Below are 20,307 nucleotides of genomic sequence, written 5' to 3'. Positions count from 1 at the left end.
ATCAGTTCTTCCCTTCTTTCTGTGTTTCAGCGGATTCGGCGGATTCGGCGGATTCGGCGGATTCAGCGGATTCGGCGGCTTCGGCGACGGCGGCGTCGAGCAGCGCGAAACCGTGGTTGGAGTTCGGGACACCCGCGTACAGGGCGGTATGCAGCATGACTTCGCCGATCGTGTCCGCGGAGACACCGGCGCGCAGGGCCGCGCGGATATGCATGTCCAGTTCGCCGTGGTTGCCCACCGCGGTGAGGACGCCGATCGTCAACAGCCGACGCTGCGTGTGGTCGAGTCCGGGACGCTCCCACACATCACCCCAGGCGGTGCGGGTGATGAAGTCCTGGAACTTCGCGGTGACCGGGGTGGTCTTGGCAATCGAGCGGTCGACGTGGGCGTCGCCGAGCACGGCACGGCGGTTCGCCATGCCGGTGTCGTGGGCGGCGCGGCGTCCGGTCTCGTAGGCGTCGTCGGTCATTGCTGCTCCTGTGGTCTGCGCGAATGGTCTGCGAGGATGAGGTCGACCATCTCGGCGGCGTGGCCGGTGTGGTCGGCGGGGTCGGGGCTGAAACCGTGGTCGCGGCGGGCGTCCTCGATGAGGCCGCCCAGCCGTCCCTCGGCGACGGCGGAGTCCACCGCGGCGCGTCCGACGATGCCGGACAGTGCCTCGGCGAGCACCGCTCCCCCGGTGAACTGCAGGTTGCGGGCCATGGCTTCCCGGTCGACGGTGATGCCGTCGAGGCTGGCGGCCAGTCGGGTGACCGCGTTGTCGGTGACGACGGCGAGATCACGGACAGTCTGCCATTCGGCGTGCCAGGCGCCGGCGGCGCGCTGCATGCGGCCGTCCATGGCCTCGAACAGCGTGCCGGCGTAGCCGACGGCGCGGCGGGCGTAACCGTCGGCGGCGACCGCACCGGCCGGGTTGGCCTTGTGCGGCATGGCCGAGGACCCGCCCGGGGCGGCCTCGCGGAGTTCCCCGATCTCGGTGGCGGAGAGGAAGACCACGTCACCGGCGATCTTGCGGACTGTTCCGGCGACCAGCGCCAGCGTGCTGCCGAGTCGGGCTACCGGGGTGCGGTCGGTGTGCCAGACCACGGGGGTCACGGGCAGGCCCAGCCGCTCTGCGAGCGCCCGGTGGATCCGCAGGCCCGCCGGGGAGGACGCCGCGAGGTTGCCCGCCGCCCCGGCGTACTGCACGGGCAGTAGACCGACGGCGCGGGTGAGGTCGGTCATCGCTGCGTCCAGCTGCTGGAGCCACCCGGCGGCGGTGAGGCCGAAGGTCGTCGGGACGGCCTGCTGACCCAGCGTCCGGCCGATGGTCGCGGTGCTTCGCTCGCGGGCGGCGAGGTCGGCGAGGGTGCCGGTGAGAACGTCGAGGGTCGCCAGAGTGACACCGAGGGCATCTCGCAGGCAGAGCACCAGGGCGGTGTCGATGATGTCCTGGCTGGTGGCGCCGACGTGCACGGCGGCGACCGGCAGGCCGGCGTCGTTGACCACGGCCTTGAGCTGCCTGACCAGCGGGATCGCCGGATTACCGCCGGAGACGGCGGCCTCGCCGATCTCCGCGGCGTCCATGGTGGCACCGGCGAGGAGCTCGGCGACCTGTGCCGCGGTGGTCCCCTCGACCGCACCGGCGTCGCCGGCGGCCAGGGTGAGGGCCACCTCGACATCGACCATTCGGGCAAGGAAGGCGTCATCGGAGACCAGTACGGCAGCGTCGGTGCGCCCGGCCGCGTGGTCCCCGTAGGTGGATCGGCTGAGGTCCATGGACCGGCTCACAGGGCGAAGAAGGGGGTTTCGCGGGTGGCGTCCTCGTGCTGCATGACGATGTCCATCCGGTAGCTGTCGGCATCGCCGTCGACGGTGGACGCCACGAGCAGGTCGCGGCGCTCCTCGGGAACAGCGTTGAGCACCGGATCGGCGTCATTGGCCTCGGACTGCTCCGGGAAGTACAGCCGGGTGTAGAGGCGCTCGAGCATGCCGCGGGCGAAGACGCCGACCTTCAGATGCGGGGCCTCGGTGCCACCGTCCGGGGCAGGTACGGCACCCGGGCGGACGGTACGGAAGGTGACCAGACCGGTCTCGCTGTCGCACATGCCGCGGCCGAGGCCCCGGAAGCCCTCACGTCCGGCGTCCTCACCGGCACGGGGATCCAGCGGCGAGGGGTAGACGCCGTCGGATCCGGCCTGCCAGATCTCGATCATGGCGTCCTTGATGAGGTGCCCGGCACCGTCGGTGACCTGGAAGGTCACCTCGACCGCGCCGTCGGTGCCTTCCTCGACCATGTTCTCGGCACCCGGCCAGGTCAGGCCGATGTGGACGTAGGGGCCGACGGTCTGGGAGGGCATGATGCCCGGGGTCGCCTCATCCTGGTCCCGGATGTCGGAGACAGGGTAGCGGAAGGGGCCGTTGGGGTCGCTGTCGATCATGGTTCTGTCTCCTCTACTCGAAGGGGGTGGCGTTGCGGCCGCGCAGGGCGATGTCGAACCTGAAGCCCATGGCGTAGTTCTCACGGGTCTCGTCGTAGTCGAAGACCGAGATCATGCGCTCGCGGGCGCCGGCGGGGACCGAGTTGTAGATGGGGTCCTGGAAGAACATCGGGTCACCGGGGAAGTACATCTGGGTGACGAGACGCTCGGTGAACTGGCGGCCGAACAGGGAGAAGTGGATGTGGGCGGGACGCCAGGCGTTGTGGTGGTTGCCCCACGGGTAGCAGCCGGGCTGGACGGTGTAGAAGCTGTAGTTGCCGTCCTTGTCCGTCAGGGTACGGCCGACACCGTTGAAGTGGGGGTCGAGCGGGGCGGGCCAGGAATCGTTCTTGTGGCGGTAGCGGCCGGCGGAGTTGGCCTGCCAGACCTCGATGAGGGTTTCGGGGACGGGGCGACCGTCCTCGCCGGTGACGCGGCCGTGGACGAAGATGCGCTGACCGATGGCCTCTCCCCCGTTGACCTTGGTCAGGTCGTTGTCTTCACCGCGCAGATCGGCGGCGCCGAAGACCGGGCCGCTGAGCTCGCCGAGCCGCTGCGGCACCATGAGCAGGTCGTTGCTCGGGTTCCGCAGCACCGTGGTGCGGTACTCCGGGAAATGCAGCGGGGCAAAGGACCCGTCGACGGTGGCGTTGCTGATGGGGATCATGTCCGGTACCTTCTCTGCGCTGATCGACTACAGGTGACGACGACAAGTGATGTGGCTCTCACTCTACGATCGCGTGCGCTCCACGCCAAAGCGTTCGCTGTGCGAACTCCTACATCAGAAAAAACAACCCGTACGCTGCACCTTTTCTTTCCCGGTGAATCCGGGTCAAGAAAAAGGGGGTAGCGTACGGGTTATTGTATTTCCGGAGATACTACTTCTGTGCCGAGAGCTTCCGGTACTCGAAGACCTGGTCGATGATGCCGTACTCCTTCGCCTCGTCGGCGGTGAGGAACTTGTCGCGGTCGGTGTCGATCCGGACCTGCTCGGCGGTCTGACCGGTGTGGCGGGACAGCGTCTCCTCCATGAGGCGGCGCATGCGCTCGATCTCGTTGGCCTGGATCTCCAGGTCGGAGACCTGCCCCTGGGTACCCTGGGTCGCCGGCTGGTGGATCAGGACACGCGAGTTCGGCAACGCGGCGCGCTTACCGGGGGTACCGGCGGCGAGCAGCACGGCGGCGGCGGACGCGGCCTGACCGAGACAGACGGTGACGATGTCCGGGCGGACGTACTGCATCGTGTCGTAGATCGCCATCAGAGAGGTGAAGGAACCGCCCGGGGAGTTGATGTACATGGTGATGTCCCGGTCAGGGTCGAGACCCTCGAGGACCAGAAGCTGAGCCATGATGTCGTTCGCGGAGGCGTCATCGACCTGGGTGCCCAGGAAGATGATGCGCTCCTCGAAGAGCTTGTTGTAGGGGTTGGACTCCTTGGCTCCGAACGAGGAATGCTCGACGAAGGAGGGGAGGATGTAGCGGGACTGCGGGAGCCGGCCCCCGGAAGCTACACCGGTCAGTTCGCTGGCGTGCGTGAAACCTGTCATGTTCTCGATTCCCATCCTCCTACTTCTCCTTCGCGGCAGCGCCGATGACGTGGTCCACGAAGCCGTACTCCAGCGCCTGCCGGGCGGTGAACCAGCGGTCGCGGTCCGAGTCCTTCTGGATCTGCTCCAGAGGCTGGCCGGTGTGCTCGGCGATGAGCTCGGCCATCTCCTTCTTGGTCTGCGCGAACTGTTCCGCCTGGATGGCGATGTCCGCGGCGGTACCGCCGACGCCGGCCGACGGCTGGTGCATCATGATCCGGGCGTGCGGCAGCGCGTAACGCTTGCCCTGGGCCCCGGCAGACAGCAGGAACTGTCCCATCGACGCAGCCAGACCCATGCCGTATGTGGCGACATCGCAGGTCGAGTACTGCATCGTGTCGAAGATGGCCATACCGGCGGTCACCGAACCACCCGGGGAGTTGATGTACAGCTTGATGTCCTTCTCCGGGTCCTCCGCACTGAGCAGCAGGATCTGCGCGCAGAGCTTGTTGGCGATCTCATCGTCGACCTGGGTTCCCAGGAAGATGATCCGCTCGCGCAGCAGGCGCTCGAAGACAGAGTCATTGAGGTTCATCCCCGACGCGGCGCTCATCTGCGCGGTACGCAGCGCCTGTCCGGCCGACATATCGTTCATGCTCACTGAGGCTCCTCGCTCAAGGTGTTACCCCGGAGGCCCACACGGGTGACCGGGGTGTGATTTGTGGAGTAACTGGGCTCCACAGTAGTCAACACACCGGAGGTGCGCCCGCGTCCCCCGGCCCTGTTCGCTGTCAGCGCACGGGTGGCCCCGGGGCCGTGGGTCGCCGTACACGATCGTGACGGATCCCCTCTCAGCAGACAACGCAACCGCCCGATCCGTCATGATCGTGTACGGCCTCACGGCCCGCCCCGGCGTCCCACCGGACATACAGGGACATACAGAAGGACGCCGCACCAACAGGTACGGCGTCCTCTGCGTGGACACCCGGCGTGAATCGCCCGGTACGGGTGATTCAGCGGGTACTACTCGGCGTCGGTGGCCTCGACCTCGGCCTCAGCCTCGCCGGCCTCCTCACCGAAGAACTCCTTCGGGTCCACCGAGGTGCCCTTGGAGTCGGTGACGGTGACCTTGCAGATGTTCAGGGCCAGGGCCTTGCCGCGACGGACGTCGGCGAAGAGGTTGGCGATCTGACCGGACTGCTGCAGCTGCATGACGAACTGGTTCGGGTCCATGCCGTAGCGCTGCGCGGTGAACATGATGTGGTCGGTGAGCTCCTGCTGGGAGACCTCCGGCTTCTCGATGTCCGCCAGGGAGTCGAGGAAGAGCTGGGTGCGGACCGAATCCTCGGCGGCCTCGCGGGCGTCCTCCTCGAACTTGTCGCGGGTGATGTCCTGGGCGGCGAGCATCTGCTCGAAGACCTTCTCGTCACCACCGAACTGGCTCAGCAGCTGCTGCATCTGGCCGTCGACCTGCTCCTGGACCACGGACTCCGGCAGCGGGACCTCGGTCTGCCCGAGAGCGGCGGCGAGGACCTTGTCGCGGATGTCGGTGGCCTGCTGGCCCTTGAGCTGCTCCTCGACCTGGCCCTTGAGGGATTCGCGGAGCTCCTCGACGGTGTCGAACTCGGAGGCGAGCTGGGCGAAGTCGTCGTCCAGCTCCGGGAGCTCGCGCTCCTTGACGGACTTGACGGTCACGGAGACCTCGGCGTCCTCGTCGGCGTGCTCACCGGCAACAAGCTTGGAGGTGAACTCCTTGGTATCGCCCTCGGACAGGCCGATGACGGCCTCGTCGAGACCCTCGACGAGGGAGCCGGAGCCGACCTCGTAGGACAGGCCCTCGGTGGTGGCCTCGTCGACAGCCTCGCCGTCGATGGTGGCGGCCATGTCGATGGAGATGAAGTCACCGTCGGCGACGGCGCGATCGACCGGCTTCAGGGTGCCGAAGCGGGCCTGCAGGTGGCCGAGCTCGTGGTCTACGGCCTCGGCGTCGGCCTCGACGGCGTCGATCTCGACGGAGATGCCGGCGAAGTCGGGGACCTCGATCTCCGGGCGGACGTCGACCTCGGCGGTGAAGGTGACGTGGTCGTTGTCCTCGAGCTCGGCGATGTCGATGTCCGGCTGGCCGAGGACCTTGAGGTCATGCTCCTGCACAGCCTCGCCGTAACGGCTCGGCAGCATGTCGTTGAGCACCTCGTTGAGGATCGCCGGGCGGCCCAGGCGGGCCTCCAGGATCTTCGCGGGGACCTTGCCCTTTCGGAAACCGGGCAGCGAAACCTGCTGCGCCAGGTTCTTGAAGGCGTTGTCGAACTCGGGCTTCAGTTCGTCGAAGGGGACCTCGACGGTGAGCTTGACGCGGGTTGCGCTCAGCGATTCAACGGAGCTCTTCACGGGTGCACACTCCTGTGTGTTCTTGTCTGGTGTTGTTCATCGTCCGGCGGGATCCGGGGACGCGGTGGCGTCCGGTTCCCTGACCCTCGCCACACCGTTGTGCGGCATCCGGGTCGGCCTGTACATCACGGCCACCGGCATCGGTCGTGACCGATTTTATCGTGCGACCGTCGACGGCGGTCGCCGGGGTCCGTCACCGCAGTTTCCTGACAGGATCCTGCGGTGTGAGCCGTGCACGCGGCGACCATCGCGACGGCATCCGTCGGGATAGCGGGATTTGAACCCACGACCCCTCGCTCCCAAAGCGAGTGCGCTACCAAACTGCGCCATATCCCGGATCTCCGGCACCCCCGGCCACACCGGCGGTACCACCTGCCAGATGTTACGGGGTGCCGGATGAGCAGGGCAACGGTGGGGTGCTGTTACCGTGCGACCTTCGCCGCCTCGCGGTTGTCCTCCGCCCACCGGATGACCCACTCGGGCACGACGCGGCCGTCAGGGGCGGGGCCGAAGATCTCGGCCAGTTCGGCGTCCGACAGCGAGCCTCCCTTCTTCTTCAAGGCACGCAGCTGGACCACGGCGTGGGCGTAGACCTCGCCCTCGTGCTGACCGACACCGACGAAGACCTGCTCGACGAAGGTGCCGTACTTCGTCGCGCCGAGGAAGCGGGTGCGGATCTCGTAGCGCTGCCACGGCAGCAGGGACCGGCGGTAGTTGATGGTGAGTGCGGCAACGACGAAGTACGCGCCGTGTGCCTGCGTCTCCTGACGGATCCGGCTGCGGTACATCTGCTCGATGCGTCCGAGGTCGAGCACCGTCGGGTAGCGGCCGTTGTTCATGTGGCCCAGCAGGTCCAGGTCGTTCGGCAGGACGCGCATCGGCTTGACGTTGGTGTCCCAGGGGCTCAGACGCGGCAGGAACCGGCCGCGGAGCACGGTGGTGAGAAGTCGGAGGTAGAGATTCACGCAGCGGAACACTACCGTGGATACCGCTCCCCTACCCACGAAACAACATGGACCCCGACCGTCCGGTCGGGGTCTCACGTGGAGGGAATGACGGGAATCGAACCCGCGTCTTCAGCTTGGAAGGCTGAGGTATTAGCCACTATACGACATTCCCCTGCGGTCTCCCGGCTACCGGGAATCCGTCACTGACCATACACCACCGGTGCCCTCAGGATGCAAACCCGGGGCACCTGTGGCGTCATGGTTGCGTCCTACAGGCCCTTGAAGCCGGAGGGACGCGGAATGTTGCGCAGGTTGGACTTCGCCAGGTTCAGCATCTTGCCCACGCCACCTTCGAGCACGGTCCTGGTGGCGGCCCGGGTGAATCCGGCGACCTGTTCCAGCGAGATCTCCGGCGGGATGGACAGCGCGTTCGGGTCGGTGACCACGTCGACGAGCACCGGGCCGTCGTAGGCCAGCGCCTCAGTCAGGACGCGACGGACATCCTTCGGGTCCTCGATGCGGAAGGACTTGATGCCACAGGCCTCGGCAATGTCGGCGTAGTTCACCTTCTCATGGTCGGTACCGAAGTCCGGCAGACCCTTGACCAGCATCTCCAGCTTCACCATGCCGAGGGTGGAATTGTTGTAGACGATCGCCTTCAGCGGCACCTGGTGCAGTTTGACGGTGAGCAGCTCGCCCATGAGCATGCCGAGCCCGCCGTCGCCGCACATCGCGACGACCTGACGCTTCCCCTCACTCGCGGCGGAGGCACCGATCGCCTGCGGCAGGGCGTTCGCCATCGTCCCGTGCCGGAAGGACGCCTGGAGCTGCCGCTTCCCGTTGGGCGTGATGTACCGCGCATGCCACACGTTGCACATGCCGGTGTCGGCGGTGAACACGGCGTCCTCGTCGGCGAGCTCGTCGAGGACGTAGGTGAGGTACTCCGGGTGGATCGGGGTGTGCTTCTCGATGTTCTTCGTGTACGCCGCGACCACGTGTTCCAGGTTGGACGCCTGGCGCTTCAGCATCCGCTCGAGGAAGGACACGTCGGTCTTCTCGTCGAGCAGCGGGAGCAGATCGTCGATGGTGGCGGCGACGTCACCGGTGACCGGGTACTTCACGGTGGTGCGGCGTCCGATGTTGCGGCCCTTGATGTCGATCTGGGCGGTGTCGGTGTCCCGGGGCAGGAACTCCGTGTAGGGGAAGTCCGTGCCCAGCAGGATGAGGAGGTCGGCGTCCTCGAAAGCCTCGGAACAGGCGCCGTAACCGAGCAGGCCGGACATGCCGACGTCATAGGGGTTGTCGTAGTGGAGGAACTCCTTGCCCCCGTAGGCGTGACCGACCGGGGCCTTGATGTGGCCGGCGAGCGCGAAGACCTGGTCGCGGGCACCGGCGCAGCCCGCGCCACCGAAGATGGTGACCTTGTCGGCCTTGTTGATCGCCTCGGCCAGAGCCTTGAGCTCGCCGGCGGCAGGGTGGACGACCGGCTTCTCGACGGAGATCTCCGAGTTCAGCTGCGGGGATCCGACGGCCCGGTCGCCGGCGATGTCGCCGGGGATGACGAGGACGGAGACGCCGTTTCCGGCCATCGTCGACTGGATGGCGTGATGGAGGACGGTCGCGCCCTGGGCGGCGGAGTTCACCATCTCGCAGTAGCCGGAGCACTCCTGGAAGATGGCCTCGGGATGGGTCTCCTGGAAGTAGTGGGAGCCGATGAACTGGGACGGAATGTGGCTGGCGATGGCCAGGACCTTCCCGCCGTTACGGTGTGCGTCATAGAGACCCTGGATGAGGTGGGTGTTTCCCGGACCGCAGGAGCCTGCACAGACCGCCAGTTGGCCGGTGACGAGAGACTCCGCACCCGCGGCGAAGGCGGCGGCTTCCTCGTTGCGGACGTGGAACCATTCGATGCTGCTGCGCTTGACGGCGTCAACGATGGGGTTGAGGCTGTCGCCGACAAGACCGAAGATGCGTCGGACGCCCTGTGCTTCGAGGGCGTCGACGAGCTGTTCTGCATAAGTACGTGCCATGGACCCGACCATAGACGCATTGAGGTCCGACCGCACTTGCGGCTGACCGGCGGATTTTCAGTAGACTCTGAATGTATGAGACCGAAAATAATGGACGCGGACACCGGCCACGAACTGTGGACCGCTCAGCAGTGCGCCGACTTCTCCGGAACCGCCAGGGGAACTTTCACGAGCTATGCGACCCGGGGACGCGCTCCCGAGCCGGTCACGAAGGTCCACGGCCTGACGCTGTGGGACGCCGATGAGGTGTCTGAGTGGGCAGAAAAGAGAAACCCCCGTCGCCGCGAAGGCTGACAGGGGGGGTCGTGGGAGTCAGAGAAGAATCAGGCCTCCGGGAGGGCGGGGGCCACGCCGGTCCTCTCGTACTCGGCGAGGATGTCGATGCGGCGCTGGTGACGCTCGGCCTCGGACCATGCCTGGGCGATGAAGGCATCGACGATGGCCAGGGCGTCCTCTTCGGAGTGCATCCGGCCACCGAGACCGATGAGCTGGGCGTTGTTGTGCTCACGGGCGAGCTTGGCGGTCTCCACGGACCAGGCCAGGGCACAGCGGGCGCCGGGGACCTTGTTCGCGGCGATCTGCTCGCCGTTGCCGGAGCCGCCGAGCACGATGCCCAGGGAGCCTTCGTCGGCGACGGTCCGCTTAGCTGCCTCGATGCAGTAGGCGGGGTAGTCGTCCTCGGCGTCGTAGGTGTGGGCACCGCAGTCGATGACCTCGATGCCGTCCTTGGCCTTGAGATGGTCGGCGATGATGTTCTTCATGTCGAATCCGGCGTGATCGGCGCCGAGGTAGATACGCATGTCAGTGAGTGTATCGGAAAGGTTCCGGGGGAATGCCATAAGGGCGGGAACCCAATGCAGTGGTCAGGTTCCCGCCCCCGATACAGAACGACCCCGGAGGAAACCCCGGGGCCGCGGCGCTGATCAGGAACCGGCCGCGATCAGTTCCACCAGTTGGTGGGGATCTCACCGACAGTGTCTTCGTCGATACCGAGCGAACCCATCACCGATCCAAGGCCGCTACCGGCGACCTCACCGGCGCCGGAGCTGCCGGCGAGCGACCCTTCAGTGCTCAGCACCTCTCCACCGTTTCCGGCCAGGACGGCTGTGAGGATGTCCTTGAGTTCACCGAGCAGCGACAGGAGATCACCCATGGCGCTACTCCCCGGTCGAGGATCCGAGACCCTCGCCGCCGAAGCTGCCGGCGATGGATCCATCGGTGCTCAGGACTGAAGCGTCACCCTTGAGCAGGCCAACGAGGATGTGAATGAGGTCGGTGAAGTCAGTGATGCTGTCGAGAGAGCCCATGTGTTTTCTCCTTGGGGATCTGATGAAGGAAATGTGGTGCGTTCCCCGGAACTCTCCGGCGCACTACGGCAAACAGTATCCTAAGTGAAGTCATGTCACCAGTGAAACTTATGGGAACCGCCTCCCGGAACTTCCGATCCCCGACCCGGAGCGTTCGTTCCCGGACCCGACACTGTCACCTGCAGGTTCATTCACTTCATGTACACCTTGGCACGGGAGGTCAGCGGACCGAGCCCCGGTGCCGGGCCCCTTCCCTTTCCCCTGAAAGACGCCGCCATGGACTGCCCCGGTACCCCCCACTTCCCCGGGAGCCCCGGCGACCACCTACGCCGTGGCGTCCGGGTCCTCGGTGCGGGAGCGCTTGAGTTCGAAGAAGTGGGCGGGTCTCGCCACCAGAGGGTTTTGCATCCATGCAGGTCAGAGTGTGCTGAAATGTCTTGCTGGTCTGGGGAATCCGGGGTGTCCAAGGTCTGAGGAGGGCAGATAAGGGCAAAACTCCCCTCTCCCAGACACGAAAAGCCCCCACCGACGACGGGCCGGTGAGGGCTGGGGAGCAGCGGGGTCAGGGGCGGGGGACGCCCCGCGCTCAACCCGAAGATCACGCTACCGGAGGTGTTGACCCACAGGACTGAAACAACAAAGCCCCCACCGCCCGAAGACGGTGAGGGTGTGGGGCTCCCGAGGAGACTAGCCGCGAATGAAACCGACGATGGTGTCGGAAGTGTAGGCCAAGCAGCTTGGTCCGCTACATCCCTTCCATGTTCTCCATGCCATCGGTACCGTAATCCTCATGCCCCGACTGCTGCACCCGGACGGGGACATCGGTCAGCTCGTAGTCCTTGCCGTCTTCATCCGTCAAAGTGAATGTGACGGTGTCACCGGCAGCGATATCGTCGTTATTCTCCATAATCATGATGTGGTTTCCACCTGGGTGCAACGAAACACTGCCGTTGGCCGGCACGACGAGACCGTCAGCGGTCTCCCTCATGACGCCATCGACCACCTCGTGGTACTGGTACACGGCAGGGAGGCTGCCAACGACACGGGTCAGATGGATGTCCTTATCGGTATTGTTGGTCAGCTCACCGAACGCCGCGGTCATCGACTTGTCAGGGCCTTTGGCTCCAACGTAGCCGTCCCCGAGAGTCAGTGCATCGGCGGTGATGTCAGCAGAACCGGTGTCGCCCGCGTCCGACCGTCCGGTGGAGCTGGTAGCAGGCTGAGACTCGCTGTCGTCCCCACCGCAGGCGGCAGCCCCCAGAACTAGTGCGGTGGAAATTACAACGGCGCCGAATCGGAGGGTCATGGTCTTCATGTGATTTCCTTCAAGCAGTGGGACTATTGAACACGCCAGGGTTGACGTACAAGACATTCCCCTAGAGGTCGTCCAGCGGGACGATCGAGTTCCCCGCCGATATCCCTCGTGCCCCCCTAAAGGGGGCGACAGCCGTTTCAGACGGGAGTTCAAGTAATTGTTCTGAGCTGCAGCTATCCGCCCATTGACGCGCTGCACTGAGCTCACCCCCGGGGGCATCAGCGGAACTGACGAATGCTACCCCGCGACTAATGGTGCATGACTGTTTCCACAGATGCTCCACCCCCGACGACGCATCCCGATCCGCTCAAAGATGGCACCGACCAGCACCAGACCCGCCGTTTGATCCACCGGCTACACTTCTTTGCCGGGATCGTTTGCGCACCTCTGATCCTCTTCGCGGCGATCACCGGCCTGTTCTATGCGTTCTCCCCCACCATCGAACAGATTTCCAACCACGACATGCTTACAGCATCGGAATCCGAGGCCCGAGCTGAGGGCGATGCCATCCCAGTAAGCCAGCTTGTGGAGACCGCCCAGAACCGCCATCCCGACCTGGCTCTCGCTGGCGTACGACTCGGTGATGCTGATCAGACGACACGAGTCCTGTTCAGCAATCCGGACCTCCCGGAGTCCACGGTGCAGGCAGTGTTTATGGATCCCTACACCGGCGAAGTGAAGGGTGACACCACCCAGTACGGCAGCTCCGCTTCTCTTCCCATGCGTCAGTGGATCTCAGAGGGTCACCGAATGGCATGGCTGGGCGAACCCGGACGCCTGTACTCCGAAACGGCGGCTAGCTGGCTCGGGGTTCTCGCCGTGGGCGGTTTTGTCCTCCTCTGGTCCCGTCAGCGTGGATCCTCGAGAGTTCGGGGGATGCTACGCACTGGGGGAAGCGGGCGAGTGAAGACCGTACGCCGGCACGGCGCCACCGGGACGATCATCGCCGCCGGTCTGGTTTTCCTCACGATCACCGGTCTCACTTGGTCCTCGGTGGCCGGAGACAACATCGGCAAGATCAGGGAAAATCTCAATTGGGGTACCCCCGCGGTTTCGGCAGAGCTTCCCGGGGCCGGAGAATCGGCAGCTTCTGAGAATGCAGGCGGCGGGGCGCATGCAGGGCACGAGGGCCATGGCAGCCACTCCGGCCACAGCATGTCGAACAGTGAAGTGCGTATCAGCGGGCTTAACGCCGGATCGATTGACCGCGTTGCCGCAACCGCTGAGCGTGATCTGCGCACTCCGGTGACGATCACGCCACCAGCTGAGGAAGGACAGGTATGGACTGCTACGGAGAACCGGACCGCCTACCGACTGTCTAATGACTCTGTGGCGATCGACTGGGCTACCGGCGCTGTCACCGACCGTCTCAACTTCTCCGACTGGCCACTGGCGGCACAGGCGACTGCATGGCTTATTCAGCTGCACATGGGTACCCTGTTCGGCCTACCGAACCAGATTATTCTTGGACTGCTGGCGGCAGGCATCATCGCCATGATCTGCTGGGGCTATGCGATGTGGTGGAAGCGGCGCCCTAAAGGTTCCCTGGCTGCTGCACCTCGTCGAGCGCAGTGGGCGCGACCAACCCGCGGTACCGTGATACTCGTGGTGGCTTTGGTTGCCTACGGTTTCCTCGCGCCTGTGTTTGGGGTGAGCTGTCTGGCGTTCGTTGCGGTCAGCGCTGTCTGGTCTCTATTCCAGCAGCGCCGGGCATTTACGCCCAATGAGCCGCGCTGATCATCCGCCTACAGGATAGAGCAGCGATAGGAAGCCATTGGCGCAACCACGAGCCACCCCGCTGATGGGTAAAACGCCCCTCCCCCAGGCACGAGAAAAAGGCCCCCACCGTCCGAAGACGATGGGGGCTTAGGGGAGCTGCTGGGGATCCACGATCTGCATGGAGGGGATGCCCCGAGCTTCGGCCTACTGACAATGTTATGCGAGCAGACTCAATTGCGAAGCGATATTGCGAACCCCCACCGACGACGGGCCGGTGAGGGCTGGGGAGCAGCGGGGTCGGGGGTGGGGGACGCCCCGCGCTCGACCCAAGACTGAGACTACAGGTCTGCTTTGTTTTTCGATGGGGGCGTCTTCCCGGTGCAGGGGTGAGAACCCAGGACGTGCCGGATGTACGCGAGTGCCGCCCTGTACTTTCTCTTCAACGCGTCGAGGCGATTCTGGAGATCATCACGCCAAGGACGACGGAGCCGGGAGAAGCCTGGGACCCCCCCACACAGGGGCCACGACTCCACTTGATCGTAACGCCATCACTCTCCGCCTCGATATGAATTCATAGTGAAGCCCACTACGACATAGATTCACAACCCCGCGGCTCACCCCCTTACCCACCCGACACGGAAAGCCTGTATGACGAACAAGCACCGCGCCACAAAGAAAAATCCCTTACACCGCCGGCACCCTCTCCGCGTAGCCGCCATGGCCTTGTGCGCCGCCGCCATGACAACAGCCTTCACCCCAGTGACTACGGCAGCGCCCCGAGGAAACATTGTGACCTTTGGTGACTCATTCACCGCCAATCCAGATCAGGTCAAGAACACGCTTCGGATGATCCCCGGGATCACCAACGGGTACCCACAGACAGGCGGCTGCCTGCAGGCCCCCAACAACTGGCCACGAAAGGTTGGCGAAAAGACCGGCCTTCCCGTAAACGATTGGTCGTGCGCAGGTAACACGTCTCGGTCAATGCTTGGCCGCATTGACTCGGCCATACATTCCGGCGACGTCAACTCGGAAACCCGCAGCGTTGTCTTCGCGGTAGGAATGAACAACTACGGAGGATTCGGGGTCCTAGACGGTGTCAACATCTTCGACCCTGGAGCAGTACGAGACGCCTACCTGAGCGACATGCGTGCAGCAGCAGCGAAGATCCGATCGTCCGCACCCTATGCGAAAATCGTCATCTCCGGAGCGCTACCCACCGTCGACCGCGACACAACGTTTTTCTGTGCAGTGAACGTCATCCCGAACATGCCTGGAGGAGCCCCGGTTCCGCTTTTGCGCGACGTTGAGAACTGGAACCGCGAGAACCAAAAGGAAGCCGCCCGCCAGGTAGGAGGCGAATATGTCGAAATCATCGACGGAGCACGCGGTCACGATACTTGCGCACCTGACACAGCGCGCTATGTAGCCGGAGTGGTGGATACCACTACACCCAACTACAATATGATCTTTCACCCGTCGGATGCGGGTTCCGAATTTGTCGCACGCACTTTGGCAACTCGGGTCTAGCTCGAAGGCACTTTGGCCAGTGCATACCATGTCAAAAGACACATGCACTGAGCCACAGGCCATCACGAAGGGAAGCGGCTCAACCGTCTCCCCGGAGTGCGGACAGTTTTACACTCCCTACAGACCGGGGATCGACGGAAGGCTGAGACCCGACGAGCCAAGGTTCTGATCCCCGTTGCTCGAGCCAAATGTCGGGGCAACGTCTCCGCCGGTGGAACCGAGAATCACATCTCCCGCGGTAGAGCCGACGGGAATGTCACCGAACGATGACCCGAGGACGATGTCACCTGTGGTTTCAGGTCCGACCTGAATGTCTACCGGGGGGGAGACTGGGAAGACTGACCAATGGGCCGCTGGTCAGCTCGAGATAGAGATCCTTGATAGGCCCAGCAACGATTTCCTGGATCTGGACAATGAGGGACATACTTAGCCTTTCCTTCCATGGTGTTAGGTGTGGTCTCAACGTACCTCGCCAAAGCCCTTTGGGCGACTGGAACAGGCATTTGGTTCACCCCCGCGGGGGTATCCGGCGCATGCCCTGCATCTGGATTCCCGCACTGGACAGGCCCACGGCGAGCAACGCCGTGTCAGTTCAGCGACACATCAGGATGCTGGATCAGCGTTTGTGCGCTGATTGGTATCCACGCAACGAAACATACTCACTTGGAAAGCTTGGCCTGCGTAGCACCACCCCGTGGACGACCAGGTCGGAGCGGCGGCGAGGAAAGTCCCCGCCGGCTCTCCATCCGACGGGGACCCAACCGGGGAGCAGCAGTACCACTCATGAAACTGCGCTCGACCCTGCGCACCACGCTACCCTCTTTCAAGGACTAGCTCAGAATCAGAACACTCCCCGTCGTCCGCGAATGAAAGACAGGGGACGGGGAACTCGTCGGGATCCACGGTCCAGTTGGAGGAGATGACCCGAGCTACGGTCCACCTTCAATGCCATAAAGGCCGACCAGTTTCCGGAGGGATACTGCGAAACCCCCATCACCGTGGCGATGATGGGGGCTCGGTAGGGAGCGACACGACGAGGGCGACCCGGCGAAGGGGACCCCGCGGCGCTCAACCCACACACCGAACACTACCGTGGCCGTCTCGCGGCGTCTACGTCCGGGCGAATGAGGTCGGGGACCGGGGGGGAGCCACGCGGGGCGGCCCGGACCAAGATGCTCATCAGCCGCGTCTTCCCGCTCAGCAATGTGCGACACCGCCACACCGTGACGCTTCGTCACGTCCTCGACCCGCGACCCCAAGGTCGTGATCTGCGTGTCCTGGTTCGTGACCCTGGTCCGTAGGTCGGTCACCTCCGCGCCCTGTGTTTCCATCGCCTCGCGCACGGTGGAGACCGCTTTCTCAGCTGCTTCGACAGCTGCGGTTTTCCCGCCACGGATCACGCCGACCACCGCGGCAATTGCGGTGGTGATGCCTCCGATGATCGTGACGGCCATGACCGCGCTCACTGCCGCCCGTACACGTAGTCGGTACGTGCAGCATCGGTCTTCATCGCGGCGACCATGGCGGTGGGGTCAGTCGCCGTGAAGTGCTCGCCGCGTTCCTCCGCACGGATCGCCGCGACCACCGCGGCCGCGATCTTCGCCGGGTCGGGAAGATCGGCCATCACTTTGCGAACCGTCGCCTCGGCCCGAGCAGCATCGTTGACGCTCACGATCGGTCCGGATGCGGCCACCACATCCGCACCGGTTACCGGTGAATCGCTGCCCTGGTGGGTCTTCGACGCAGCGATGGTGGGCGCGAGGACACCCAGCAGGATCGGCAGCCACTTGTCGATCTGGTCGCCGATCTGGTCGGCCTGAATATCGGACAGGACACCCACCCAGCCGAGGACACCGACGACCACGGCGGCGAGACCGTACGCGATCTTCCGGACCTGCCAAGCCTGGGGCTTCTTCTTGATGCTCATCTCAGTTCTCCTTGTCGTAGAAGCCGAGCTTGTCGAGGATGACGTGCAGCTGCTCGGTATTGGTGAGTTCCTTGCCGGCGGCGATCTTCTCCCGCACGGAGGCCATGATCTGGTCATGCGGCCAACCGCCAAAGGGCCCGCCGATGGCTGGGTCGCCCATGTTCTGGGCGGACAGAGCCATGAGCATCGAACGGCAGTCGGCAGTGTTGTCTCGGATCTGCCTCAGCAGGGCGCGGTCTTCATCAGTGAACATGTCATCCTCCTCGGATGTGGCGGCACTGCCGCCGGTGAATAGGGCGCGCAGACTCTCCACGCTGCCCCGGTATGCGTTGGCATCCACTCCGGATGTCCAGCCGGGCACCGTCGCCCGGTCGGTCCACTGCCAGAGGTCCGGCTTCCGGTCCCCAAGCGGGTACGACCACTGAGACGCCGTGTCGCCCGGGTAGATCGATCGGATCGGCCCGGACGGCTGCTGGCCGTAGTGCGACACCCAGATAGCGCCACCACCTTCGGCAGCAGTCGGCTCACCGCCGGGCAGTGACTCCCAGAAGTTCGCCCGGGAGTACGCGCCGATGACCGTCACGCCGCGGGATCGCAGAGCGTCGCGGAATGCGACGACCTGAGATCGGGTGATGCCTGGCTCTTCGACGTCGATCCACACGCCACCGAGACGGCCACACGCCTCCCACTGCCGCTTCACCAGGTCTGCCTGCGCGCCGAGGTCATGCCACGGTGTCAGGTAGTGGTAGAACGCCGTGGGCTTGCCGGTGGTCTTCCAGTCCTGGGCGTGGCTGACGGCGGCAGTGTCTGCCTTCTGTGCGCCGTAGGCCAGTCGGATGATGCAGAAGTCCACGCCGGTACCGGCGAGGTACAGGCCGTTCTGGTACTCGCTCACGTCGATACCGATCAGTGTCTTCACTGTGCCTCCTGTGGTCTCCCCGGGCCATGCGGCGCCGGCGAGTTTCGTCATCGGGTCGAGACGATCCGCCCCGGGCTGCGCCCACACGTAGCGGTGCCACTCGAGATGCAGGTGTGGGGCGACCCCGCCGTTGGTCCGGGAGTCGGGGTTGATGCGGCCGATACGCTGCCCCTCGCGCACCGTGGCTCCCACGGAAACCTCGGGGATGATGTGGCCATAGACCGCGAGCCCGCCACCATTTGACGCGGGGTGATCCACGGTGATCCACTGGCCGAAGCCAGACGCCGCACCAGCGCGGGTGACAGTGCCGTCCTTCACCGCATAGATCGGGTGACCGCCGGAACCGCCACCGTTACCGAAGTCGGTGCCCCAGTGCATGCCGGCGTACTGGCCGGTGCGCTGGCCGTAGGGGCTCGTGACGTAGAAGCCCCGAGCAACGGGCATCGTGACCATATGTGCCTCCTTTGGGTATGAGAAACCCCCGCCACCGGTGTGGTGCGGGGATGAAGATGAAGAGGGTTCAGTAGGAGCGGAAGCGGATCCAGACTTGTCCACGACCACCGGGCTGACCTGGTCTGAACGAGACCACGTCGCCGCTACCACCACCACCGCCAGCACCGGGTACGCCACCGGCGGTATCCACGCCCCCGCCTGAGCCGCCCGTGAAGGTGACCCCGAATGCCGTATACGGCGACGGGGTGCCGCCGATGTAGTTGTTCATCCCGGAGTTGGCTCCCTCGCCTGCTGTGACAAGAGCGGTGCCAGAGGCGGTGACCGTAGTGGGCCCGCCGTCTGTTTCAGACTCGCCTCCCGCTCCGATGGTGACGGTCAGTGAAGCGCCAGGAGACACGAGGGCGGAGGTGCTCGCCCACTGCCCGGCGGCGCCTCCCCTGCCCCGCTGGGAAATGACAGCGAATCCGCCATGACCACCGCCACCACCTCCGATCACGACAACATCCACATGCTCAGCCCACGCGGGCGCGATGATCGACGTGTCAGCGGTGACGACAGTGAACGCGGCGACGGTGTCCTCTGTGCGACGCCAAAGTTCGACCCCGCCAGTGGCGGTTCCGACGTGCACAGACTTGACCAGGGTCGCCCCAACCCGGATGTCCTTCGGCACGGTCGACCCCGTCGAAGTACCCACACGTAGCGGCATGTCACACCCCCGTCACGTAGTAGATGGTGCCCGCCACCGGGGTGGCCGGCATGGCGGTGACAACCTGGATCCTCGACGCGTCGAGCTTCGCACCAAGAGCGGTATCAAGTCCTGTGACCTGGCTGGTGGTGTGCGTGTGCGACGATGCGGCCTTGCCGTCGAGGGCAGCCTGCAGGCCCGTCACATCCGCGACGGCATGCGTGTGCGCCTTGTCGGCCTTCTGCCCGATCGCCGCATTCAGCGTGTCCGTGATGTCCCGGTTCTCCTGGGCGTACTCCGCGACCTCACGGATCGTGTCCAAGTCCTCCGGGGCGCCGTCCACCACTGCCGCGATCTGGTCGGTGACCTCCCGGCGGATCACGTCAGTGTCCACCGAATCAGCCGCCGCCTGGGCCCGGTCGGCCTCAGTTGTCGCACGGTCCGCCTCGGTGGTGGCCGTGGACGCAGCACCCTGGGCGGTCGACGCGGACGCGGCGGCGGCGGTCCGGTCCTCGCCAGTCGCCGTGCGATCCTCCCCCGTCTGAACCCGATCAGCAGCGGTCGCCACGGCGTCAGCCTGCGCGGCCTGCGCGTGACCCTCAGCCACCGTCGCGGACGCGCCAGCGTCCGTCGCAGACGAGGACGCCGCGACGGCCTGGGCCTCAGCGTCCGACCGTGCAGCCTCAGCGGCCGCCACCTTCTCGTCGAGGAGGTCGGACACGTCAGCCGCAGCCTGACCAGCCGCCCCCGTCGCCCGGTCAGCCTCAGCCTCAGACCGGTCGGCCTGGGTCGTGGCCCGGTCAGCCTCAGACCCGGCACGGTCCGCCTCCGTAGTCGCACGGTCAGCCTGGGTGGTCGCCGTAGCAGCCGCCCCCGTCGCCTGATCACGAGCGTCGAGGACGACCTCAGCGGAGCCGACACGGTCAGCGCCCTGCTCAGAACGCAGCGCCCACTGCCGTGCCTCACGAGCCGCCTGCTGAGCCGCCTGGATCACCTCTGGCTCATAGACATAGTCACCGTCGAGAAGGTCGAGGTAGTCCACCTGCTCATCCTGCGACGGGACCGTGAAAGTCAGGTCATGCGTCCGCCCGTTTCCCGTGAT

19 protein-coding genes, 2 tRNA genes and 1 pseudogene are annotated in these 20,307 nt (G+C 65.2%); 3 read left to right on the top strand and 19 right to left on the bottom strand.

Features of this window, described 5'->3' with window-relative positions; translation table 11 throughout:
• Position 1: 1 nt before the first annotated feature.
• The 11 genes from pcaC to ACZ9GM_RS01845 form a co-directional block, all read right to left on the bottom strand.
• Complete coding sequence (pcaC, locus tag ACZ9GM_RS01895) at positions 2–469, bottom strand: 4-carboxymuconolactone decarboxylase (protein WP_476037150.1); 468 nt, start codon at positions 467–469, stop codon at positions 2–4.
• Positions 466–1,758, bottom strand: a complete 1,293-nt coding sequence (locus ACZ9GM_RS01890; RefSeq protein ID WP_291475290.1) for a lyase family protein — start codon at positions 1,756–1,758, stop codon at positions 466–468. Before ACZ9GM_RS01890 ends, pcaC begins: the two co-directional genes overlap by 4 nt.
• A gap of 8 nt (positions 1,759–1,766) precedes the next feature.
• Positions 1,767–2,420 (bottom strand): protocatechuate 3,4-dioxygenase subunit alpha, encoded by a 654-nt coding sequence (gene pcaG / locus ACZ9GM_RS01885; RefSeq protein WP_476037149.1) that lies wholly within the window; start codon positions 2,418–2,420, stop codon positions 1,767–1,769.
• A gap of 13 nt (positions 2,421–2,433) precedes the next feature.
• Entirely contained in the window at positions 2,434–3,126 is a 693-nt protein-coding gene (gene pcaH, locus ACZ9GM_RS01880; RefSeq protein WP_476037148.1) for a protocatechuate 3,4-dioxygenase subunit beta, read from the bottom strand.
• Positions 3,127–3,337: 211 nt separating this feature from the next.
• Entirely contained in the window at positions 3,338–4,006 is a 669-nt protein-coding gene (locus ACZ9GM_RS01875; protein ID WP_291475341.1) for an ATP-dependent Clp protease proteolytic subunit, read from the bottom strand.
• 19 nt (positions 4,007–4,025) lie between these two features.
• Complete coding sequence (locus ACZ9GM_RS01870; protein WP_291475296.1) at positions 4,026–4,640, bottom strand: ATP-dependent Clp protease proteolytic subunit; 615 nt, start codon at positions 4,638–4,640, stop codon at positions 4,026–4,028.
• Positions 4,641–5,008: 368 nt separating this feature from the next.
• On the bottom strand, positions 5,009–6,373 hold the full coding sequence (gene tig, locus ACZ9GM_RS01865; protein ID WP_476037147.1) for a trigger factor: 1,365 nt from the start codon (positions 6,371–6,373) through the stop codon (positions 5,009–5,011).
• 262 nt (positions 6,374–6,635) lie between these two features.
• Positions 6,636–6,709, bottom strand: a tRNA-Pro gene (locus ACZ9GM_RS01860).
• Between the two features lie 86 nt (positions 6,710–6,795).
• Positions 6,796–7,338 (bottom strand): acyl-CoA thioesterase, encoded by a 543-nt coding sequence (locus tag ACZ9GM_RS01855; protein ID WP_291475304.1) that lies wholly within the window; start codon positions 7,336–7,338, stop codon positions 6,796–6,798.
• Between the two features lie 79 nt (positions 7,339–7,417).
• Positions 7,418–7,492 (bottom strand) — tRNA-Gly (locus tag ACZ9GM_RS01850).
• 97 nt (positions 7,493–7,589) lie between these two features.
• Positions 7,590–9,350, bottom strand: a complete 1,761-nt coding sequence (locus ACZ9GM_RS01845) for a pyruvate dehydrogenase (RefSeq protein WP_476037146.1) — start codon at positions 9,348–9,350, stop codon at positions 7,590–7,592.
• A gap of 75 nt (positions 9,351–9,425) precedes the next feature.
• On the opposite strand from ACZ9GM_RS01845, the gene ACZ9GM_RS01840 reads away from it, so the two are divergent.
• Entirely contained in the window at positions 9,426–9,644 is a 219-nt protein-coding gene (locus tag ACZ9GM_RS01840; protein ID WP_291475308.1) for a helix-turn-helix transcriptional regulator, read from the top strand.
• Positions 9,645–9,673: 29 nt separating this feature from the next.
• On the opposite strand, the gene ACZ9GM_RS01835 is transcribed toward ACZ9GM_RS01840, so the two are convergent.
• The 4 genes from ACZ9GM_RS01835 to ACZ9GM_RS01820 form a co-directional block, all read right to left on the bottom strand.
• Positions 9,674–10,150, bottom strand: coding sequence for a ribose-5-phosphate isomerase (locus ACZ9GM_RS01835; RefSeq protein WP_476037145.1), 477 nt, complete (start codon positions 10,148–10,150; stop codon positions 9,674–9,676).
• 140 nt (positions 10,151–10,290) lie between these two features.
• Complete coding sequence (locus tag ACZ9GM_RS01830; protein ID WP_291475312.1) at positions 10,291–10,503, bottom strand: hypothetical protein; 213 nt, start codon at positions 10,501–10,503, stop codon at positions 10,291–10,293.
• Between the two features lie 4 nt (positions 10,504–10,507).
• Positions 10,508–10,657, bottom strand: a complete 150-nt coding sequence (locus ACZ9GM_RS01825) for a hypothetical protein (RefSeq protein WP_291475313.1) — start codon at positions 10,655–10,657, stop codon at positions 10,508–10,510.
• 745 nt (positions 10,658–11,402) lie between these two features.
• The gene (locus ACZ9GM_RS01820; protein WP_476037144.1) at positions 11,403–11,972 is read right to left on the bottom strand and encodes a copper chaperone PCu(A)C; all 570 of its coding nucleotides are present in this window, start codon (positions 11,970–11,972) and stop codon (positions 11,403–11,405) included.
• A 258-nt stretch (positions 11,973–12,230) separates the two neighbouring features.
• Between ACZ9GM_RS01820 and ACZ9GM_RS01815 the strand changes: the two genes are divergently transcribed.
• Positions 12,231–13,709 (top strand): PepSY-associated TM helix domain-containing protein, encoded by a 1,479-nt coding sequence (locus ACZ9GM_RS01815; protein ID WP_476037143.1) that lies wholly within the window; start codon positions 12,231–12,233, stop codon positions 13,707–13,709.
• A gap of 630 nt (positions 13,710–14,339) precedes the next feature.
• Positions 14,340–15,221 carry a GDSL-type esterase/lipase family protein gene (locus ACZ9GM_RS01810; protein ID WP_476037142.1) on the top strand — a complete coding sequence of 294 codons (882 nt, stop codon included), beginning with the start codon at positions 14,340–14,342 and terminating at the stop codon, positions 15,219–15,221.
• Positions 15,222–16,683: 1,462 nt separating this feature from the next.
• On the opposite strand, the gene ACZ9GM_RS01805 is transcribed toward ACZ9GM_RS01810, so the two are convergent.
• The 4 genes and pseudogenes from ACZ9GM_RS01805 to ACZ9GM_RS01790 all read right to left on the bottom strand — a co-directional run bounded on the left by ACZ9GM_RS01805 (position 16,684) and on the right by ACZ9GM_RS01790 (position 20,247).
• The gene (locus ACZ9GM_RS01805) at positions 16,684–17,148 is read right to left on the bottom strand and encodes a hypothetical protein (RefSeq protein ID WP_476037141.1); all 465 of its coding nucleotides are present in this window, start codon (positions 17,146–17,148) and stop codon (positions 16,684–16,686) included.
• Position 17,149: 1 nt separating this feature from the next.
• Positions 17,150–18,520: a peptidoglycan DD-metalloendopeptidase family protein gene (locus tag ACZ9GM_RS01800; RefSeq protein WP_476037140.1), complete on the bottom strand. Its 1,371-nt coding sequence runs from the start codon at positions 18,518–18,520 to the stop codon at positions 17,150–17,152.
• Between the two features lie 307 nt (positions 18,521–18,827).
• Positions 18,828–19,226 (bottom strand): annotated as a pseudogene (locus ACZ9GM_RS01795) (glycine-rich domain-containing protein); the annotation flags it as partial.
• Between the two features lies 1 nt (position 19,227).
• Complete coding sequence (locus tag ACZ9GM_RS01790; RefSeq protein ID WP_476037139.1) at positions 19,228–20,247, bottom strand: phage tail fiber repeat family protein; 1,020 nt, start codon at positions 20,245–20,247, stop codon at positions 19,228–19,230.
• Positions 20,248–20,307 lie beyond the last annotated feature (60 nt).

The sequence above is a fragment of the Corynebacterium sp. UD i78 genome (genome assembly GCF_056280545.1).
Note: the sequence above shows the minus strand (reverse complement) of the source record. Positions and strands in the feature narration are given on the sequence as shown.

Excerpts from the sequence above, each read along its gene's own strand:
- pcaC (WP_476037150.1), bottom strand. The coding sequence starts at position 469 with ATGACCGACGACGCCTACGAGACCGGACGCCGCGCCGCCCACGACACC.
- ACZ9GM_RS01890 (WP_291475290.1), bottom strand. The coding sequence starts at position 1,758 with ATGGACCTCAGCCGATCCACCTACGGGGACCACGCGGCCGGGCGCACC.
- pcaG (WP_476037149.1), bottom strand. The coding sequence starts at position 2,420 with ATGATCGACAGCGACCCCAACGGCCCCTTCCGCTACCCTGTCTCCGAC.
- pcaH (WP_476037148.1), bottom strand. The coding sequence starts at position 3,126 with ATGATCCCCATCAGCAACGCCACCGTCGACGGGTCCTTTGCCCCGCTG.
- ACZ9GM_RS01875 (WP_291475341.1), bottom strand. The coding sequence starts at position 4,006 with ATGACAGGTTTCACGCACGCCAGCGAACTGACCGGTGTAGCTTCCGGG.
- ACZ9GM_RS01870 (WP_291475296.1), bottom strand. The coding sequence starts at position 4,640 with ATGAACGATATGTCGGCCGGACAGGCGCTGCGTACCGCGCAGATGAGC.
- ACZ9GM_RS01845 (WP_476037146.1), bottom strand. The coding sequence starts at position 9,350 with ATGGCACGTACTTATGCAGAACAGCTCGTCGACGCCCTCGAAGCACAG.
- ACZ9GM_RS01840 (WP_291475308.1), top strand. The coding sequence starts at position 9,426 with ATGAGACCGAAAATAATGGACGCGGACACCGGCCACGAACTGTGGACC.
- ACZ9GM_RS01835 (WP_476037145.1), bottom strand. The coding sequence starts at position 10,150 with ATGCGTATCTACCTCGGCGCCGATCACGCCGGATTCGACATGAAGAAC.
- ACZ9GM_RS01830 (WP_291475312.1), bottom strand. The coding sequence starts at position 10,503 with ATGGGTGATCTCCTGTCGCTGCTCGGTGAACTCAAGGACATCCTCACA.
- ACZ9GM_RS01825 (WP_291475313.1), bottom strand. The coding sequence starts at position 10,657 with ATGGGCTCTCTCGACAGCATCACTGACTTCACCGACCTCATTCACATC.
- ACZ9GM_RS01820 (WP_476037144.1), bottom strand. The coding sequence starts at position 11,972 with ATGAAGACCATGACCCTCCGATTCGGCGCCGTTGTAATTTCCACCGCA.
- ACZ9GM_RS01815 (WP_476037143.1), top strand. The coding sequence starts at position 12,231 with ATGACTGTTTCCACAGATGCTCCACCCCCGACGACGCATCCCGATCCG.
- ACZ9GM_RS01810 (WP_476037142.1), top strand. The coding sequence starts at position 14,340 with ATGACGAACAAGCACCGCGCCACAAAGAAAAATCCCTTACACCGCCGG.
- ACZ9GM_RS01805 (WP_476037141.1), bottom strand. The coding sequence starts at position 17,148 with ATGAGCATCAAGAAGAAGCCCCAGGCTTGGCAGGTCCGGAAGATCGCG.
- ACZ9GM_RS01800 (WP_476037140.1), bottom strand. The coding sequence starts at position 18,520 with ATGGTCACGATGCCCGTTGCTCGGGGCTTCTACGTCACGAGCCCCTAC.